Genomic DNA, 16,816 nt, shown 5'->3' with positions numbered 1-16,816 from the left:
TTGGCATGAAAAAAACCCCTCAATCCATATTCCGGATTTTGGGGTTCAGCTCATTATTGGTAGCTTTTTTTGTTGAATATACCTATATTTTATATTACCAAGACGGTAATTATTCAGCTTTAGATAGTTCGTCTTCTGACATCCATTTGTGGTTTTCAATCTCTTCCCCAGTTTCGGTATCTGTATAAGTAACCATATAAACATTGGTCTTTTCAGCCGAATCAATGGTTGCAGTTGCACCTTTCATTCCTGGCATATGAGAAGCTTCCAAAACTACCTCATCTCCTGCTTGGTATGGTCCATCTTGAGCATTTTCCAATTCTTCATGGACTACCCATTTGTGATTAGCTACTTTTTCACCAGTTTTAGTATCTTTATAGGTCACTTCATAAGCAGTGGTATCAAATACTCCGACTACAGTACCTTTAGCACCTTTCATTCCTGCCATATGATCATTTTCAATAACCACTTCGCTTCCTACTGGGTAAGTTGGATTTTCTGCTTCTTTCATTCCCTCTGGAACTTCACCTGATTCGTCGTGTTCCATATCTTCGTGACCACCTTCATGTGTATCATGATTTTCTGTCATTTCATTGGTATTTTTATCTGTATCAGTATTTTCTTCTGTTGTAGTTGTAGGCTCAGCCACTTCTGTTTGTCCATTATCATCTGCTGAACCACAAGCTCCTAGCAATAATGCAGATGATAGTAAAACAGCTCCTAATTTCTTTTTATTATGTATCATTTTTCCCTCTCTTTTTTAATTATTACTTTATTTTATATATTACAATTTGCAATTAATATCATTTAAATTAGAATCGCTTAATTAAGTTCGATAATCTCCTCCTTAAATCTATTATAACACATCTTAAATCTAGGATATCACACAGACTTCTATCCTAATCTTCAAATAATTTATAAAAGCTTTTTTATAACATCTCTTCACCTTTTGTATTAATAGGCTATAAAGAAATCTCTTAATTCTAGATAAATACTGCCGCAATAAAAATTTATTAGATTATAAACATTTGATATTTTTTTCTCTTTTTTGACATCAAAAAAGTACCTATTTTTAATAAATGCTTAAAAACTAACTATAGGATATATAAAGTTCCTTCCTCGTATTCTTTATTATCGAATAAATGCTTAATTGTTTTTTCTTGCATAGTTATTTTATTAACATTTTTTATTAAGTTATCATAATCTTCAAAATTAGAAAGCTTTTGAGATTTTACCATACCATCTTTTTCCTCAGAGAAATACCAAATCCCCTCATAATTAGTTATAGAGTAATTAACATTTTTATAAGAAAATTCAATTTCTCTCCCTCTTCTTAAGCTATCTACTAAATCTTTATAGTTCATATCATCACCAATTATTAGTATGCTTTTCCTCTACCAGTATCAGACCATTTCTATGTGGAAATTTATGTTTAGCACCACTATGTCTATAATCTATATCTAAATCAGCTTTTCCGTTTTCATCGTAATATCTTCTTTGCTTTATACCTTTATTATCTATTAAGTCTTTTGAAGAATTAGGATCACCCTTGGGCGGAAGACTGCTACCAGTTTCTGAGGAATGACTTGTTTTAGATTATCTAGCTGGAAACTTGCCTCATCTATTTCTTTTATAAGATTTGTAAAAGTATACTCTGACTTGATTATAAAACCGACTTGATATTTGAGTTATTCTAAAAACAAGTCAAATTTAGTATACAAATTTTTCCTTAAATAAGTGGTTTTATCTCTTTTTCTATCCAATTTGAGTCTTTAAAAACTGATCTACCTACGCCAACTAAATCACATACTTTACGATTTAAAATATTTTCTACATCTTGTCCAGTTTTTACACCACCTGTAAGTATAACTGGTATTTTTACTTCCTCATAGATAGGTTTTGACAAAAAGTCAAAAAATCCAGCTGATGTGTTATCAATTGAAAATTTACACATACCACCAGAAATATCTAAAACATCTATATCAGCTTTTTCAAACGCTTTCGCTGCATAGACTGCATCTTCTTGTGTGAGTCCTCCTTCCATATCATCACCTGCACCTATTCTTAAAAATATTGGATAATCCTCTCCAACTTTTTCTCTAACTTTTTTTATAATTTCTAAGTGAATTTTGATTCTATTTTCGATATCTCCGCCATATTCATCAGTTCTTTTATTAGTAAGGGGTGATAAAAATTGATCTAGTAGATATCCGTGAGCAGAATGAATCTCAACTCCATCAAATCCTGCTTCTTTTACACGAACGGCTGCATCTGTAAATTTATCTTCTATTTCTTTTATTTCTTCAATTGTAAGTTCTCTTGGCTGGGATGCTTTTGCATTGGAAGGATTTTTTATTGCAGATGGGGCAACTGGACTCTCACCTATAACATCCTCATTTGTAGAACTACCTGCATGAGAAATCTGCACTACTGCGTGAGAGCCATTATCTTTAATAATTTTTGCAAGTTTTTTTAGGCCATCTATAGAAGAATCATCTGCTATCGAAACTTGATTGTGACTTGCTTTTCCAAGAGGATCAATAAAATTATGCTCTATAATAACTGTTGAAAAAAGTTTATCACGAGTTTTCTCCTGATAATAGTCAAGTATTTCTTTGGAGATATGCCCCTTATCATCAGCCTTGGCGGTAGCCATAGGTGGCATTATAATCCTATTTTTAAAGCTTATATTTTTGGATTTTAACTCTTCGAACAATTTCATACATACCTCTGCTTTCATGAACTAACTACATTTACAACAATACTCTACTAATTTTATTTTACTTGTTTTCATTGATAGTAACGAAGATGATGCTACAATTTTATACTTAATTGTTTAATTTTATAGTTCATTTATCTCATTCACAAGTTGTCTAGCAATCGCCTACCAGAATCTATTTTTTCACTATCATTTCCTTAATGGACAGTGTTTGTAATTACTACTAGTGATTTTTTATCCATTGTTTGCCTCATTTTTTCTTAATTAAATATTCACCCAATAAAGTAAATAAAGAAAAACCGCAAACTTATGTTTACGGTTTTTCATTAGATATTGTTGGTTTTTGCAAATATTGATTCGGATATTTCTCTAAAAGTATTTAAAATTAAGCTAATACTTTTTTTATCCCGTTTTTGTACTGATCTATGAGCTTTATAAAATTAGCTTTTTCAAATCATTTGTCTTATCTTTGAAATATTCCAGATGTACTAGTAGGCATCTACAAATCCATTTATATTTTCTTAAAAAGACTTGTCATCCTCAGCCGTTTAGCTTCCTTCTTTTTTATTTACCCACAGTCTAATTTTTTATAATATTTATAATTGGCTGTTGTTGATGATATCTTTAAGTGTTTTTGCAGAGTGTTCTAATTTTTCTTTTTCTTCATCTGATAATGGCACTTCAATGATTTGTTTTACACCTTCTTTACCAATTACTGTTGGTACACCTATGTGGATATCGCTTAATCCGTATTGGCCATCTAGGTAGCTTGAAGTTAGGTAAACTGCGTTTTCATCATTTAGGATTGCTCTAACTAAAGATGTAAGTGCTGTACCAATTCCATAGAATGTAGCACCTTTTCTGTTAATGATTTCATAAGCTGCATTTACAGTTTGATCAAATGCTTTGTCAAGTACTTCTTGAGTTACATTTGGATGTGTGCTTTTCCATTCTTCAATGCTTAGTCCACCTACGTTTGCGTTTGACCAAACTGGAAATTCTGTATCTCCGTGTTCACCCATGATGTAAGCGTTTACTGATCTATAGTCAACATCTAAAAGATTACCAATTTGTTTTTGGAGTCTTGAAGTATCTAGTGTTGTACCAGAACCAATTACTTTGTGTGCTGGGAATCCTGAGAATTTCATTGTTGCATATGTTGTGATATCAACTGGGTTTGAAGCGATTAAAAAGATGCCATCAAAACCACTGTCTACAACTTTTCCAATCATGTCTTTAAAGATTGCTAAGTTTTTATCTACTAATTGTAAACGTGTTTCACCTGGTTTTTGTGGGATACCAGCTGTAATTACTACTACTTCTGCATCAGCACAGTCTGAGTAATCAGCTTTGTAAACTTTTTTTGGATATGCAAAGCTTAGTGCGTCTGTAAGATCTAGTACATCTCCTTCAACTCTTTCTTCATTGATATCGATGATTCCTAGTTCACGACCTACTCCTAATAAACATGATGAGTAAGCAAATGAAGATCCTACTGCACCATCACCAATTAAAATTACTTTACTATCTTTCATAATAACTCCCTTCAATATATGTAATGTTATTTTTTATTATTTTTGTTATTTTAATAACTATAATAACTATAACATTTGGGCATGGAGAAAGCAAACCTAAAACGAAATTTTAAATATAAGTGCTAAGGAAGTTAGGATAATAGCTAAAGGTACATAAATATATTTGCCCATTTTGTACCAAATTTTAGAGTGCTTATTTTTGCTAGAAAGATTGACTTCATTAATTAGTAAGTCTTTTTTTAGTACATAAAACCAAGTAATTGCACCTATTGAAGCACCTATTGGGATGATATAAATAGAAATGATATCCATATAAGGTCCGAATGAATCGATAGTTTCAATATTCACCCCGATGACAAACACAATAATTCCTAAGGCTAGAAAAACTGAATTTCTGGATAGATTTTTAAATCTTGATGTGATAGATTCAGCTATTACTTCAAACATATTCTGTAAAGAAGAAATACCAGCACAGATTACTGCAAAATATAAAAATATGGCAAATATTCTACCAAATTTAATATTTTTCAAAATTGTAGGCAATGTTACAAATAAAAGTGATGGTCCCCCTATTTGTTGCATATTAAATACACTTACTGCTGGAATAATTACAAAAGATGCAATAATTCCTGATAGTGTATCAAGAATACCCGTTTGTACAGAAGAGCTTACTATATCTTCTTTTTTACTGATATATGCACCAACTACTATCATTCCAGAGCCTGTAATTGATAGGGAGAAAAATGCCTGACCCATCGCCGTAACAATCGTATTAATATTTAGCGTTGATGGATCATACTTAAACATATTTGCATATCCAGCACTAGCATTTGGTAAAGTTGCTACTTTGATAGCAAGGATTACAAATAAAATAAAAAATGCAGGCATCATAATTTTATTTGATTTTTCAATTGAAGACGCACCGCCTAAGCAAGTAAATATCGTAAGTATGATGGCTATAGCATGATAAATAATTACAGAATATTTCTCTTTAGCAAAACTATTAAACCAAAGTTCTGCATCCATAGTAAATATGTTTCCCGTTAATGAATCTATGAATCCTTTTAGGATATAAGCAACTATTACGCAATATCCAATTGCTATTAAAAATGTACCAATAAGCGGGATAAAACCAATAATCTTCCCCAATTTTGTCTTATTTTTCTTAGATTTAAAGGCAAATTCATAAGCCCCCAAGGTCCCAGTTTGGGCCATTCTGCCTACTGCAAACTCACTTGCAAGTCCTACATAGGAAAAAATAGCTGCAAATAATATATAAAATATTAAAAAAACTAGACCGCCTGCTTGAAATTTATATGGAAAACCCCATATATTCGCCATCCCAACTGCTGATCCAACCGCAGAAAGCACGACTCCTAATTTAGATGAAAATTCTTTATTCATACTTTACCCCTTTAAAGTGTGATTAGTTATAAAAAGATTATAACACTTCTGAAAATTGATGTAAAGCTAGCAACATCTTAATATATTTAAATCAATTTAAACTAAAAAATATAATTAATAGATATCTTATGACAATATTTTCTTTACCTTCTGCTGTAAATCAGGAATAGCTTCTTTTTCAAACCAAGGATTTTTCTTTAACCAACCTATATTAAGTGGGCTCGGATGGACTATTGGGAAAAAATCTGGTAAATATTCCTTATAATTTTTTACGGTTTCTGTTAAATTTTTCTCACGGTTTTTACCTAGATAATATTTTTGCGAATAGGCTCCTATTAGTATAGTAAGCTCTACATTGGGCATTTGTTCTAATATCTTCTCATGATAGACATCTGCCATGAATTTTCTTGGAGGCAAATCTCCTTGTTTAGCCTTACCTGGATAATAAAAATCCATTGGTAGAATTGCTATTTCTTTTGAGTAAAATTGCTCTCTATTGATCCCCATCCATTTTCTTAATTTATCTCCAGATTTATCATTAAAGGGAATCCCTGTTTCTTCTACCACCCTACCTGGGGCTTGGCCTATAAGCAGGATTTTGGCATTCTTATCTACTTGGAAGATTGGATCTATGCCGCGTTTTGTGTATTCTTCATTTTTAGGATCAGCTTTTATTTCTTCTATAATCTCTTTTAAATTCATTTTCCCTCCAAAAAAACCACCAAAAGCTGGTGGTTTGTTTTAATTATATTTTTCTTTTATCTCATCTAAAAATCTGCTATCAGCAAAGTAATCTATGCCCATCGCTCTTTTGACTTCTTGAAGTTTTGCTCGCCCTATCTCTCTTGCATCAGCAGTTCCTTCTTCAAGAACGGCTAGAACCTGATCTAAATTTTGCTCATAGTAGGCTCTTTTTTCTCTGATAGATTCTAGTTCTTCTTCCAAAACCTTTATCAAGAATTTTTTAACCTTTACATCACCAAGACCACCACGTCTATAATGATCTTTTAGCTGATCAAGATTCTTATAGTCTGGCAAATATTTTTCAAAATGTTCCTGCTTTGAAAATACATCTAGATAAGTAAATACAATATTTCCATCAATTTTTCCTGGATCATCGATATTAATATGATCGGGGTCAGTGTACATAGACATTACTTTTTTCTTAACGGTAGCCTTATCATCTGCAAGATAAATTGCATTTCCAAGAGACTTGCTCATTTTTGCTTTTCCATCTATACCTGGCATACGTCTAGCTTGTTCATTTTCTGGCAAAATAGCGTATGGTTCTGTAAAAATCTCTCCATATATATTATTAAAACTTCTAGCAATTTCTCTAGTTTGTTCAAGCATAGGCTCTTGATCAACCCCCACTGGGATAAGATTTGCATCAAAAAGTAATATATCTGCAGCTTGACTGATTGGATAGATTAAAAATCCTGCTGGAAGACTTGTTTCAAAATTTTTTTGTTTAATTTCTGTTTTAACTGTTGGGTTTCTTTCTAGTCTTGAGAGAGTTACTAGATTTAAAAAGTAAAAAGTAAGCTCTGTTAACTCTTCTACTTGAGATTGAACAAAAATAGTTACTTTTTCAGGATCTATACCTATACTTAGATAATCAAGAGCTACTTCAATTAAATTTTCACGTATTTTTTCTGGATTATCAAAATTATCTGTTAGGGCTTGGCTATCTGCAATCATGACATACATTTTTTCATAATTGCCTTCATTTTGCATTTTTACCCTGTTTTTTAGACTTCCAACATAGTGGCCTAAATGTAATCTTCCTGTTGGTCTGTCCCCTGTTAAAATAATTTTTCTTTCTTGCAAAATATTCTCCTTTTAAAAAAGAGAGGATATTATCCTCCCTGCTTTAACTTTCTTAATGACTTTCTGCTAGATATGCATCGATAAAAGCTTGTATATCTCCATCCATTACCGCTTCTACGTTTCCTACTTCGTAGTTTGTCCTATGGTCTTTTACCAAAGTATACGGTTGGAAAACATAGGATCTAATTTGGCTTCCCCAGGCAATTTGTGTGTATTTACCTTGAATGTCGGAAATTTTTTCTCGTTGCTCTTCTTCTTTTATTTGTATAAGTTTTGATAAAAGAAGCTTCATAGCAGTTTCTCTATTTAAAATTTGGCTGCGTTCTGCTTGGGAGCTTGCAACAACACCTGTTGGTATATGGGTAATTCTTACTGCAGAATCAGTCTTATTTACATGTTGACCACCAGCACCGCTTGCCCTATATGTGTCAATTCTTAAATCATTTGGATCGATTTCTACATCAGTATTATCAGGAAGTTCTGGAAAAATATCTACTGATACAAATGATGTATGGCGGCGAGCGCCACTATCAAATGGTGAAATGCGAACTAATCTATGAACTCCTTTTTCACCCTTAAGGTATCCGTAAGCATAGGATCCACTTACCTTTAATGTAGCAGATTTTATACCACCTGCCTCTTCATTATTTATATCGGTAAGTTCAAATTTAAATCCATTGTGGTCAAAATATCTAGTATACATACGTAGGAGCATCTCTGCCCAGTCTGTTGCTTCTAGACCACCAGCACCTGCATTAATTGACATAAAGGCGTTGTTTTTATCATATTCCCCATCTAGTTGGGTTTTTAGTTTCATTGAAGATACTTCTTTTTTTAGTTTCTCCAAATCATTTTCTATTTGATCAAGAGTTGCTGATTCAGTATTTTCGCTCATTTCTACAAGGTCTATCAAGTCAGTACTGTCTGTAAGACCTTGACTTATTTCTTGGTACTTTTCTAGGTCTTCTCTTTTAGATGACAATTCTGCCATAATATTTTGAGCCTTGTCACTATCATCCCAAAAATCAGGAGCAAAAGTCTGTTTTTCTAGATCCTTTACTTCATTTTCTAGATTTTCTGGGTCAAAGAGAGTCTCCGATTAGTTTCAATGTATCAGATAATTCTTCAATTGTTTCTCTTAGTTGATATATTTCTGCCATATTATTTCTTTACGTTAGATTTTTTGCTTTCGCGCTCTAATCTTCTGCGTTCAGCTCTATTTAGCCCTTCCATTTGATCTTCATCACTAATGTCATCAGCTTCTTGAGATTTTATATTGCTATCTCCATCAAGTTCTGGTCCATGTTCTGTGGTTGGAGACATAACTTGTTTTCTTTGGATATTTTGTCTCATTTCTACATTCATCATGTATCTTACAGTTTCTTCTTGGATGGCTCTTGTCATTTCTTCATACATATCAAAACCTGTGTTTGTGTATGCACGGACTGGGTCTTCGTTACCCATTGCACGAACACCAATTTCTTTTCTCATTTGGTCCATTGCATCGATGTGGTCCATCCATTTTTGATCGATTACTCTAAGCATGATTACACGTTCTACTTCTCTCATGTTTTCTGAACCAAATTGGGCTTCTTTGTCTTCATATTTTGCAAGAGTAGCTTCTGTGATGTAGTCGATTAAGTCTTGTTGGCTGTAATCATTTATATTTTCAAAATGTAATTGTGTTACTGGTATCCCTAAACTATTTAAGTGATTTAATAGTGCAACCATTTCCCAGTTTTCTGGTTTGATTTCTGGATTTGTAAAGTTATATACACTATCAGAGATCACTTCTTTAATCATACCAACAATAGTTTCTTTCATGTCTTGACCATAAAGAACATCTTGTCTTTCGTTATAGATGATTGTTCTTTGTTTGTTCATAACATCATCGTATTGTAAAACTCTCTTACGTGTTGCAAAGTTATTTGCTTCTACACGAGTTTGAGCTTTTTCTACTGATCTACTTACCATTTTTGATATGATTGGCTCGTCTTCATCAAAGTTTGCATTTTCAATGAATTTAGCTACTTGTTCCCCACCATTTAGTCTGATTAAATCATCTTCAAGTGAGATAAAGAATCTTGAGTGTCCTGGATCTCCTTGACGACCTGAACGTCCTCTTAACTGGTTATCTATACGACGAGATTCGTGACGTTCTGAACCAATGATGTATAGTCCACCTACTTCTTTTACTTTTTCGGCTTCTTCTTTTACACCTGGTCTTATTTGGTCTTTGTAGTGTCTAAATTTCTTACGAGCTTCAAGAATTTCTTGGTCATCTGTTTCTGCATATGAATCTACTTCTTCAAGAAGTTCATCACTCATTCCTTCTCTTTTAAGTCTTTGCTTAGCCATATCATCAACATTACCACCAAGCATGATATCTGTACCACGACCTGCCATGTTTGTTGCAATTGTTACTGCTCCAAGGCGGCCTGCTTCTGCTACGATTGCAGCTTCCCTTTCGTGGTTTTTAGCATTTAGTACTGTATGTTTGATTCCAGCTTTTTTAAGTGCTTGAGATAATCTTTCGCTTGCTTCAATGGAAATTGTACCTATAAGAATTGGTTGTCCTGTTGGATGTATTCTATTTATCTCATCTATAATTGCTCTAAATTTACCATTTTCGTTGATATAAACATAGTCCACATCATCTATCCTTTGGATAGGTCTATTTGTTGGAATTTCTACAACGTCTAGGTTATAAATTTCGTCGAACTCTTCTTCTTCTGTTTTTGCTGTACCAGTCATACCAGAAAGTTTATCATACATTCTAAAGTAGTTTTGGAAAGTAACTGTTGCAAGAGTTTTTGATTCAGCTTTTACTTCTACACCCTCTTTTGCCTCGATTGCTTGGTGAAGACCATCTGAGAATCTCCTACCTTGCATAATACGACCTGTAAATTCATCTACGATTTCTACTTCGCCGTTATTAACTACATAGTCGATGTCACGGTGCATGGTTGTATTTGCTTTAAGAGCGTTGTTAATGTAGTGAGAAAGCTCTAGGTTTTCTGAATCTGATAAGTTTTCGATACCAAAAAATCTTTCTGCTTTTTCAGTACCTTTTTCTGTAAGGTTTGATGTTTTTCTTTTTTCATCTACTATAAAGTCGACATCTTCCACTTTAAATTCACGATCAAATGGGTCGATATCTGCATCTTCGTTTGGATCAAGGATTCTACCTTCAAGTGTTTGAATAAATTCATTGGCACTTGTGTAAGTATCTGTGGATTCATCACCTTGACCAGATATGATAAGTGGAGTACGAGCCTCGTCGATTAATATTGAGTCAACCTCATCGACAATAGCATAATTAAGGCCACGTTGAACCATATCGTCTTTATAAATTACCATGTTATCTCTTAGATAATCAAAACCAAATTGGTTGTTTGTACCATAAGTAATATCTGCTGCATAGTTTTCTTGTCTTTCGCTATTTGTAAGGCCATAAACAATACATCCTACAGTCATACCAAGGAAAGTAAATATTTTTCCCATCCACTCTTGGTCACGTTTTGCAAGATAGTCATTTACTGTAACTACATGAACACCCTTCCCACTAAGAGCATTAAGATATGCTGGACAAGTTTCTACTAATGTTTTACCTTCCCCAGTTCTCATCTCAGCAATCTGACCATTGTGTAAAACAATTCCCCCAAGCAATTGGACTGGATAATGTTTCATACCTAATACCCTATCACTTGCTTCACGTACTGTTGCAAATGCTTCTGGTAGAAGGTCATCTAAAGTTTCGCCGTTTTTTAATCTTTCTCTAAATTCTACTGTCTTATGTTGTAACTGTTCATCTGTAAGTTCTTGCATAGACTCATCTAGGCTAAGGATTTTATCAACAATCTTTTGATTGTTTTCTATTTCCTTTTCGCTAAATGACTTAAATAAATTAAATATTGCCAAATTATTCACTCTCCAATTCTCTTAATTATTTGTCCAAATTATTAAAATAATTAAGTTTATACCACTATAATATTAAAGTATTTTATCAAATTTGTAAACTCCAATATAAGTTGGTTCATTTTATAACTTATTTTACTTAACATATAAAAAACGCAGTAGACTTAGTCACTTAAGACCCTGCGTTTAAAACTTAAGTATTTTTATTACTTTCTTCTATTGATAGTACCTTTATAAAGGCAAATTTTCAAACAAAAAAGCTGCAAGATAAACAAATAATTTTTACTATTTGTTTAAGCTTGCAGCCCTTAATTTATCTAGCTGGTACTATTAATCCATAATCTCCCTTGCGTCTTTTATAAACAACCCTTACATCCATTTCTTCTTGGTCATAAAATACAAAAAAGTCATGGCCCAATAGCTCCATTTGCATTACAGCTTCTTCTGTATTCATTGGTTTAAGTGGAATATTTTTTATCCTAGCTATATTTATCTCATCATCATAAGCTTGATCAATTTTGTATTCATCATCAAAAGCTTCGTTAAAATTTTCGAACCTAATAGAATCTTGATGACGATTTTTGGTTAGCCTTGTTTTATGTTTTCGGATTTGTCTAACCAATGCATCAATTGTTTTATCAATTGCATTTGGATAATTTTCATCATAGGCTTCTGCACGAAGGATTGGCCCCTTGTCAAGATACATAGTCACTTCTGCCTTAAAACCATTGCCCTCTTTTGAAATTAGAAGATTCATTTCTTCTTCTTTAGAAAAGTATTTATCAAGTCTGTCATACTTTCTTTCTGCTTCGTATTTAATATCGTCAGTGATATTAATATCTTTGCCTGTTAAATTAATCTTCATAACATCATCTCCTCTTTGCTTTTTTATTATTTACCCAAATTCTTAGATATGCAAACGTTTGTAATTTAAAAATAATATAAAATATTGTATAATTATATTATTAATTGGAGGAAAATATGACTAAGACAAGAATTAAAGACATACTCGACTATGAATTTTTATCTGGCCTTGAAATTTCAAAGGATGGATCAAAATTAGTCTACAAAAAAACAAAAGCAAATTATGATGAAAATAAATACGAAACAGACCTTTGGGTTTACGACACTAAAGAAAATAAAAACTATCCTATTACAGATATTAAAAATATAACAACTTACACCTTTGATGAAGATGCAAATGTAATTTATAAATCAAAATCAGGAGCCAAAAAAGATATCTTTAAATCCTATAATGGATATGGCATAGGCAAAAAAGCCTTTGACTTAGATCTTGATGTAAAAGAAATTAAATGGATAAAAGATGAATTATTTTTAGTCCATGCTAGTGAAAAAAAGAATGATAAGGCAAAAGAAAAAAATAAGTACTTTGAAAAAATAGATACCCTCCCTTTTTGGTTTAATGGACAGGGATATATAGAAAAAGATTCAAGTGCTTATTATTTTTACGATGCAGATAATGAAAAATTAACAAAAATAGTAGATTCAGAATTTCCAAACGAAATCCAATATCTAGCCTTAAATGATGATTTGTCAAAAGCCTTATATATAAAATCAAATTATGATAAAAACAAGGTTGCACAAAGCCGCGAAAGCCTAGTGCTTTTTGATATAGAAACAAAAACAAAAAAAGTTCTAATTGATAATATTTTTTCTTACTATACTGCAGAATTTTTGGGCGATAGAATTATTTTTGTAGCTACTGATATGAAAAAAGGTGGCATTAACGAAGACTTTTTCATTTTCACCTGTGATTTTGAAGGAAATTATGAAAAAATTACCGATAGTAATTTCGATATGTCCTTTGGAAACTCTCTAGGAACTGATGCAAGATTTGGATCAAGCAAGACTTTCTTGAAAGCTAATGATAAACTATATTTCCTTGTAACCTATAAAGAAACTACAAAATTATACTCAATTGATAAAAAAGGCAATGTAAATCTTGAAATAGATGATCAAGTAGAAGACTTTGCTATCAATAATGATGACATTTACTATTTTTCTATGAGTAAAGAAAGTTTATCTGAACTTAAAAAAAAAGACGATGACCGCATCCTTGTAAAAAATAAAATCAAATCAAATGTAGGAAAAATAGAAACATTTGAATTTGAGTCTAACGGGGATACACTAACAGGCTTCGTAGTATTACCTCCAAAATTTAACAAAAATAAAAAATATCCTACCCTATTGAGCATCCACGGAGGACCAAAAACTGAATTTGGGGACATTTTCCACCACGAACACCAAGTGTTTGCAAGTAATGATTACATTGTGATTTACACTAATCCACATGGTGCAAGCGGTAATGGTGTTAAGTTTTCTGATATCCGTGGTAAATATGGAGATATAGATTATTCCGATTTGATGAGATTTTTAGATATTGCAATTAAAAAATATCCACAAATTGATACTGAAAATCTAGGAGTTTACGGTGGATCATATGGTGGATTTATGACAAACTGGATAATTGGTCACACTGATAGGTTTAAAGCAGCTTGCTCTCAAAGATCTATTTCAAACTGGATAAGTTTTTATGGAGTATCCGACATAGGATATTATTTTGGATCTGACCAAACTGCTTCAAATCCTTGGGATAGCCTAGATAAAATGTGGGAACAGTCACCAATAAAATATGCAGATAATGCAAATACTCCAACCCTATTTATTCACTCTGATGAAGACTACCGTTGTCCTTTAGAACAAGGTTTACAAATGTATACCAAATTAAAATTAAATGGTGTTGATACAAAAATGTATGTTTTCCATGGAGAAAATCACGAATTATCCAGATCTGGTAAACCTCACGGTAGAATAAAAAGACTTAAAGAAATTAAAAAATGGTTTGATGGGCATTTAAAATAATGAAAACAGCGACAAAAGTAAAATTAAAAAATACCATATCAAATATGATTTTTAGATTTAAAAATCATGAGGTTACAAATAATTCTGCTGCCCTATCTTTCTACTTTTTACAAGCATCCATCCCACTTTTGATGGTTCTTGTTTCAGTAGCTTCAAAAGTTTTACAAAATAATGCAAAAGCAATCTATTCTCTTATAGACTTTTTGCCATCGGCATCCCAAGAAATGTTAATTTGGGTAATTGATACTATGTTTGCAAATACGGGATCAGCTTCTGTGACAATCATTACTATTTTGTTTGCCCTATGGTCAGCTACAAAGGGTATTAATAATCTAATAACATCAATAAATAAAGCTTATGGTTTAGAAGGGGAAACTAAATATATAAAACAAAGACTATTATCACTTTTATATACAATAATCTTTATATTGTTTATAGTATTTATATTAGTTTCTCAAATCTATGGACCTAGTATTTTGACATTTATAAATGACCAAGTTTTAATCCGTATATCTGATAAAGCATTTGGTGGGATTTTTGATAGAGTCATCAAAACCCTATCTTCTCCCCTATTTAAACTTACAGTTATACTTATTCCAATATTTATAATGTCTGTTGTTTTTGGGATATTTTACAAGTTTGCTCCAAATAATAGAGAAGACCGAGTACCTTTTAAAGATTCGTTATTAGGCGGAATCTTTGCCACAGTTACAATCTATATTGCAACATTTATCTACTCGTTCTTTTTAACAAATTTCTCAAAACAATCTGTAGTGTATGGAACACTTGCTGGTATTTTGGCGTTATTTATCTGGCTAAACTTAGTTTCAACAATACTTATACTAGGTGCAGAATTAATCGATGCAGTACGTAAAAATTACAAAATAAAATCAGATGAAGAAATTGATTCATTTGATGAGGAGAATAAATCCTTTAAACAAACTCTAGAATCGACTATTGCAAATTCAAAATCTAATGATAATGATAAAAACAAAAAGGAAGGTCATAAAATGGACAAAAGATCATTGCGTAAGAAATTTAGAGATATTAGATATCACATGAACTATGATTACAAAAATATGGTTGATTACAGCATTTATACCAAATTTTTAAACTCAAATTTATTTTATGAAGCAAAATCAATTTTTATCTATGTTTCAGTAGCTGATGAAGTTGACACTTATGAAATAATCAAAAAATCATTAGAGTTTGGAAAGGAAGTATATGTACCATATATCTATGATCCAGATAATTTTCTAATGAAAGCTGTAAGAGTCTACTCCCTAGATGATTTAGGAGTTGGAGAATTTGATATACCTACATCTCGTTCGCTAGAGTATATAGAAAATCCAGATCTAACAATTGTGCCTGGACTTGGTTTTGATAGAGATAAGAACAGGTTAGGCTACGGCGGTGGCTACTATGACAGATATTTAAGCAAAAATCAAACTAAATCAGTTGGATTTTTCGCTAGTGACTTTGAAGTAGACCATATACCAGCTGATGAAAATGATCAAAAACTAGATTATATTATTACAGAAAAAGAAATATTTTAATGGGGCTTATATAGCCCTTTTTTTGGAGGCAAAATGAGAAAAATTTTTGCAATAGTTCTTATACTTTTAAGCTTAAACAGCTGTACAAATAAAAATGAGATTATAATACCCGAAAATGATGAAAAAATCTTAGTTTATAATAACCTTGCTAGTAAAAAATCCAAAGATGATTTAAAAGGTATTATGAATAATACTGACTTGAATAAAAATAATATTGATAGATTTTTTAAGCAAGTTGATTTTTTTAATAAACAGGTTGATAAAAATTTGCTTGTAGAAAAAGATTACGAAAAATCTGACAGAATTAAGGATTATGATTTTTATACTATCCAAGATCAACTTTTTAAAAATCATCCAGAATTTACTGGTACAAACTGTAGGATAACAACTTTTGGCTTGATTGCTGATAAGATAAAAGTTGATAACACAAAAAATCCAAACTTATCAGTAGTAGAAATTGATAATACAAGCTTTAATAGTGATTTAGTTTCTACTTTAAACAAAGATGAAATTGAAAAATTTAACAAATTTTACTCAGCAATTCCAACCGAAAATAAAAATGATAAGAATTTTCAAATCAAGAAAATAAAAGATTTTTGGAAAGAAAATGGCATTACTTTTCCAAATAGCAAAAATTATAGTGTGATATCAGTATTTGTATTTTCAAATATTGATGAGACTACAAATGAGCTTTTTATAGGTCACACTGGATTATTATTTAATCTAAATGATGGCAGATTTATGCTAGTAGAGAAGTTAGCCTTTACTGCTCCCTACCAAGCTATAATTTTTAAAAACAAAAATGATTTATATGATTATCTAATGAAGCTTTACGATACTTCAAATGAAGAGTATCCTATAAAGCCTATTATTTTTGAAGATGATAAAGTTTTTGATAAAAAATAATTCCCCTAATATAAGGTGACCCCAAAAAGTTGGACTTAACATCAGGCATAGATTTATATCTGTGT

General features: G+C 31.7%; 13 protein-coding genes. 3 read left to right on the top strand and 10 right to left on the bottom strand.

Annotated elements, in window-relative coordinates; genetic code table 11:
• Positions 1-109: 109 nt before the first annotated feature.
• From JNO63_RS08105 to hpf, 10 genes are all read right to left on the bottom strand, one after another.
• A complete protein-coding gene (locus JNO63_RS08105; protein ID WP_203128397.1) occupies positions 110-745 on the bottom strand; it encodes a YdhK family protein in 636 nt (211 codons plus the stop codon).
• Between the two features lie 349 nt (positions 746-1,094).
• Positions 1,095-1,364, bottom strand: a complete 270-nt coding sequence (locus JNO63_RS08100) for a hypothetical protein (RefSeq protein WP_203128395.1) — start codon at positions 1,362-1,364, stop codon at positions 1,095-1,097.
• Between the two features lie 365 nt (positions 1,365-1,729).
• Positions 1,730-2,722 (bottom strand): NADH:flavin oxidoreductase, encoded by a 993-nt coding sequence (locus tag JNO63_RS08095; RefSeq protein ID WP_203128393.1) that lies wholly within the window; start codon positions 2,720-2,722, stop codon positions 1,730-1,732.
• Between the two features lie 593 nt (positions 2,723-3,315).
• Positions 3,316-4,254: an L-lactate dehydrogenase gene (locus tag JNO63_RS08090; protein ID WP_203128391.1), complete on the bottom strand. Its 939-nt coding sequence runs from the start codon at positions 4,252-4,254 to the stop codon at positions 3,316-3,318.
• Positions 4,255-4,350: 96 nt separating this feature from the next.
• A complete protein-coding gene (locus tag JNO63_RS08085) occupies positions 4,351-5,658 on the bottom strand; it encodes a sodium-dependent transporter (protein WP_203128389.1) in 1,308 nt (435 codons plus the stop codon).
• 126 nt (positions 5,659-5,784) lie between these two features.
• A complete protein-coding gene (locus tag JNO63_RS08080; RefSeq protein WP_203128387.1) occupies positions 5,785-6,360 on the bottom strand; it encodes a uracil-DNA glycosylase family protein in 576 nt (191 codons plus the stop codon).
• A 39-nt stretch (positions 6,361-6,399) separates the two neighbouring features.
• Positions 6,400-7,488, bottom strand: coding sequence for a tryptophan--tRNA ligase (gene trpS, locus JNO63_RS08075; RefSeq protein ID WP_203128385.1), 1,089 nt, complete (start codon positions 7,486-7,488; stop codon positions 6,400-6,402).
• 52 nt (positions 7,489-7,540) lie between these two features.
• Positions 7,541-8,648, bottom strand: a protein-coding gene (gene prfB, locus JNO63_RS08070; RefSeq protein ID WP_238390502.1) for a peptide chain release factor 2 whose coding sequence is annotated in 2 segments (ribosomal slippage) — positions 7,541-8,572 and positions 8,574-8,648 — 1,107 coding nt in all. Because the reading frame shifts where the segments join, the coding sequence is not laid out codon by codon here.
• A gap of 1 nt (position 8,649) precedes the next feature.
• Complete coding sequence (secA, locus tag JNO63_RS08065) at positions 8,650-11,409, bottom strand: preprotein translocase subunit SecA (RefSeq protein ID WP_203128406.1); 2,760 nt, start codon at positions 11,407-11,409, stop codon at positions 8,650-8,652.
• A gap of 310 nt (positions 11,410-11,719) precedes the next feature.
• On the bottom strand, positions 11,720-12,271 hold the full coding sequence (hpf, locus tag JNO63_RS08060) for a ribosome hibernation-promoting factor, HPF/YfiA family (RefSeq protein ID WP_203128383.1): 552 nt from the start codon (positions 12,269-12,271) through the stop codon (positions 11,720-11,722).
• Positions 12,272-12,387: 116 nt separating this feature from the next.
• Between hpf and JNO63_RS08055 the strand changes: the two genes are divergently transcribed.
• Genes JNO63_RS08055 through JNO63_RS08045 form a run of 3 tightly spaced genes read left to right on the top strand, consistent with a single transcriptional unit; the run spans position 12,388 to position 16,751 of the window.
• On the top strand, positions 12,388-14,289 hold the full coding sequence (locus JNO63_RS08055) for an alpha/beta hydrolase family protein (RefSeq protein WP_203128380.1): 1,902 nt from the start codon (positions 12,388-12,390) through the stop codon (positions 14,287-14,289).
• Positions 14,289-15,845, top strand: coding sequence for a 5-formyltetrahydrofolate cyclo-ligase (locus JNO63_RS08050; RefSeq protein WP_203128378.1), 1,557 nt, complete (start codon positions 14,289-14,291; stop codon positions 15,843-15,845). Before JNO63_RS08055 ends, JNO63_RS08050 begins: the two co-directional genes overlap by 1 nt.
• A 33-nt stretch (positions 15,846-15,878) precedes the next feature.
• The gene (locus JNO63_RS08045; protein ID WP_203128376.1) at positions 15,879-16,751 is read left to right on the top strand and encodes a DUF4300 family protein; all 873 of its coding nucleotides are present in this window, start codon (positions 15,879-15,881) and stop codon (positions 16,749-16,751) included.
• The last annotated feature ends 65 nt before the right edge of the window (positions 16,752-16,816 follow it).

The sequence above is a fragment of the Anaerococcus sp. mt242 genome, assembly GCF_016798225.1.
Lineage (GTDB): Bacteria > Bacillota > Clostridia > Tissierellales > Peptoniphilaceae > Anaerococcus.
The sequence above is the reverse complement of the archived record's forward strand: the minus strand, read 5'-3'. Positions and strand labels throughout refer to the sequence as shown.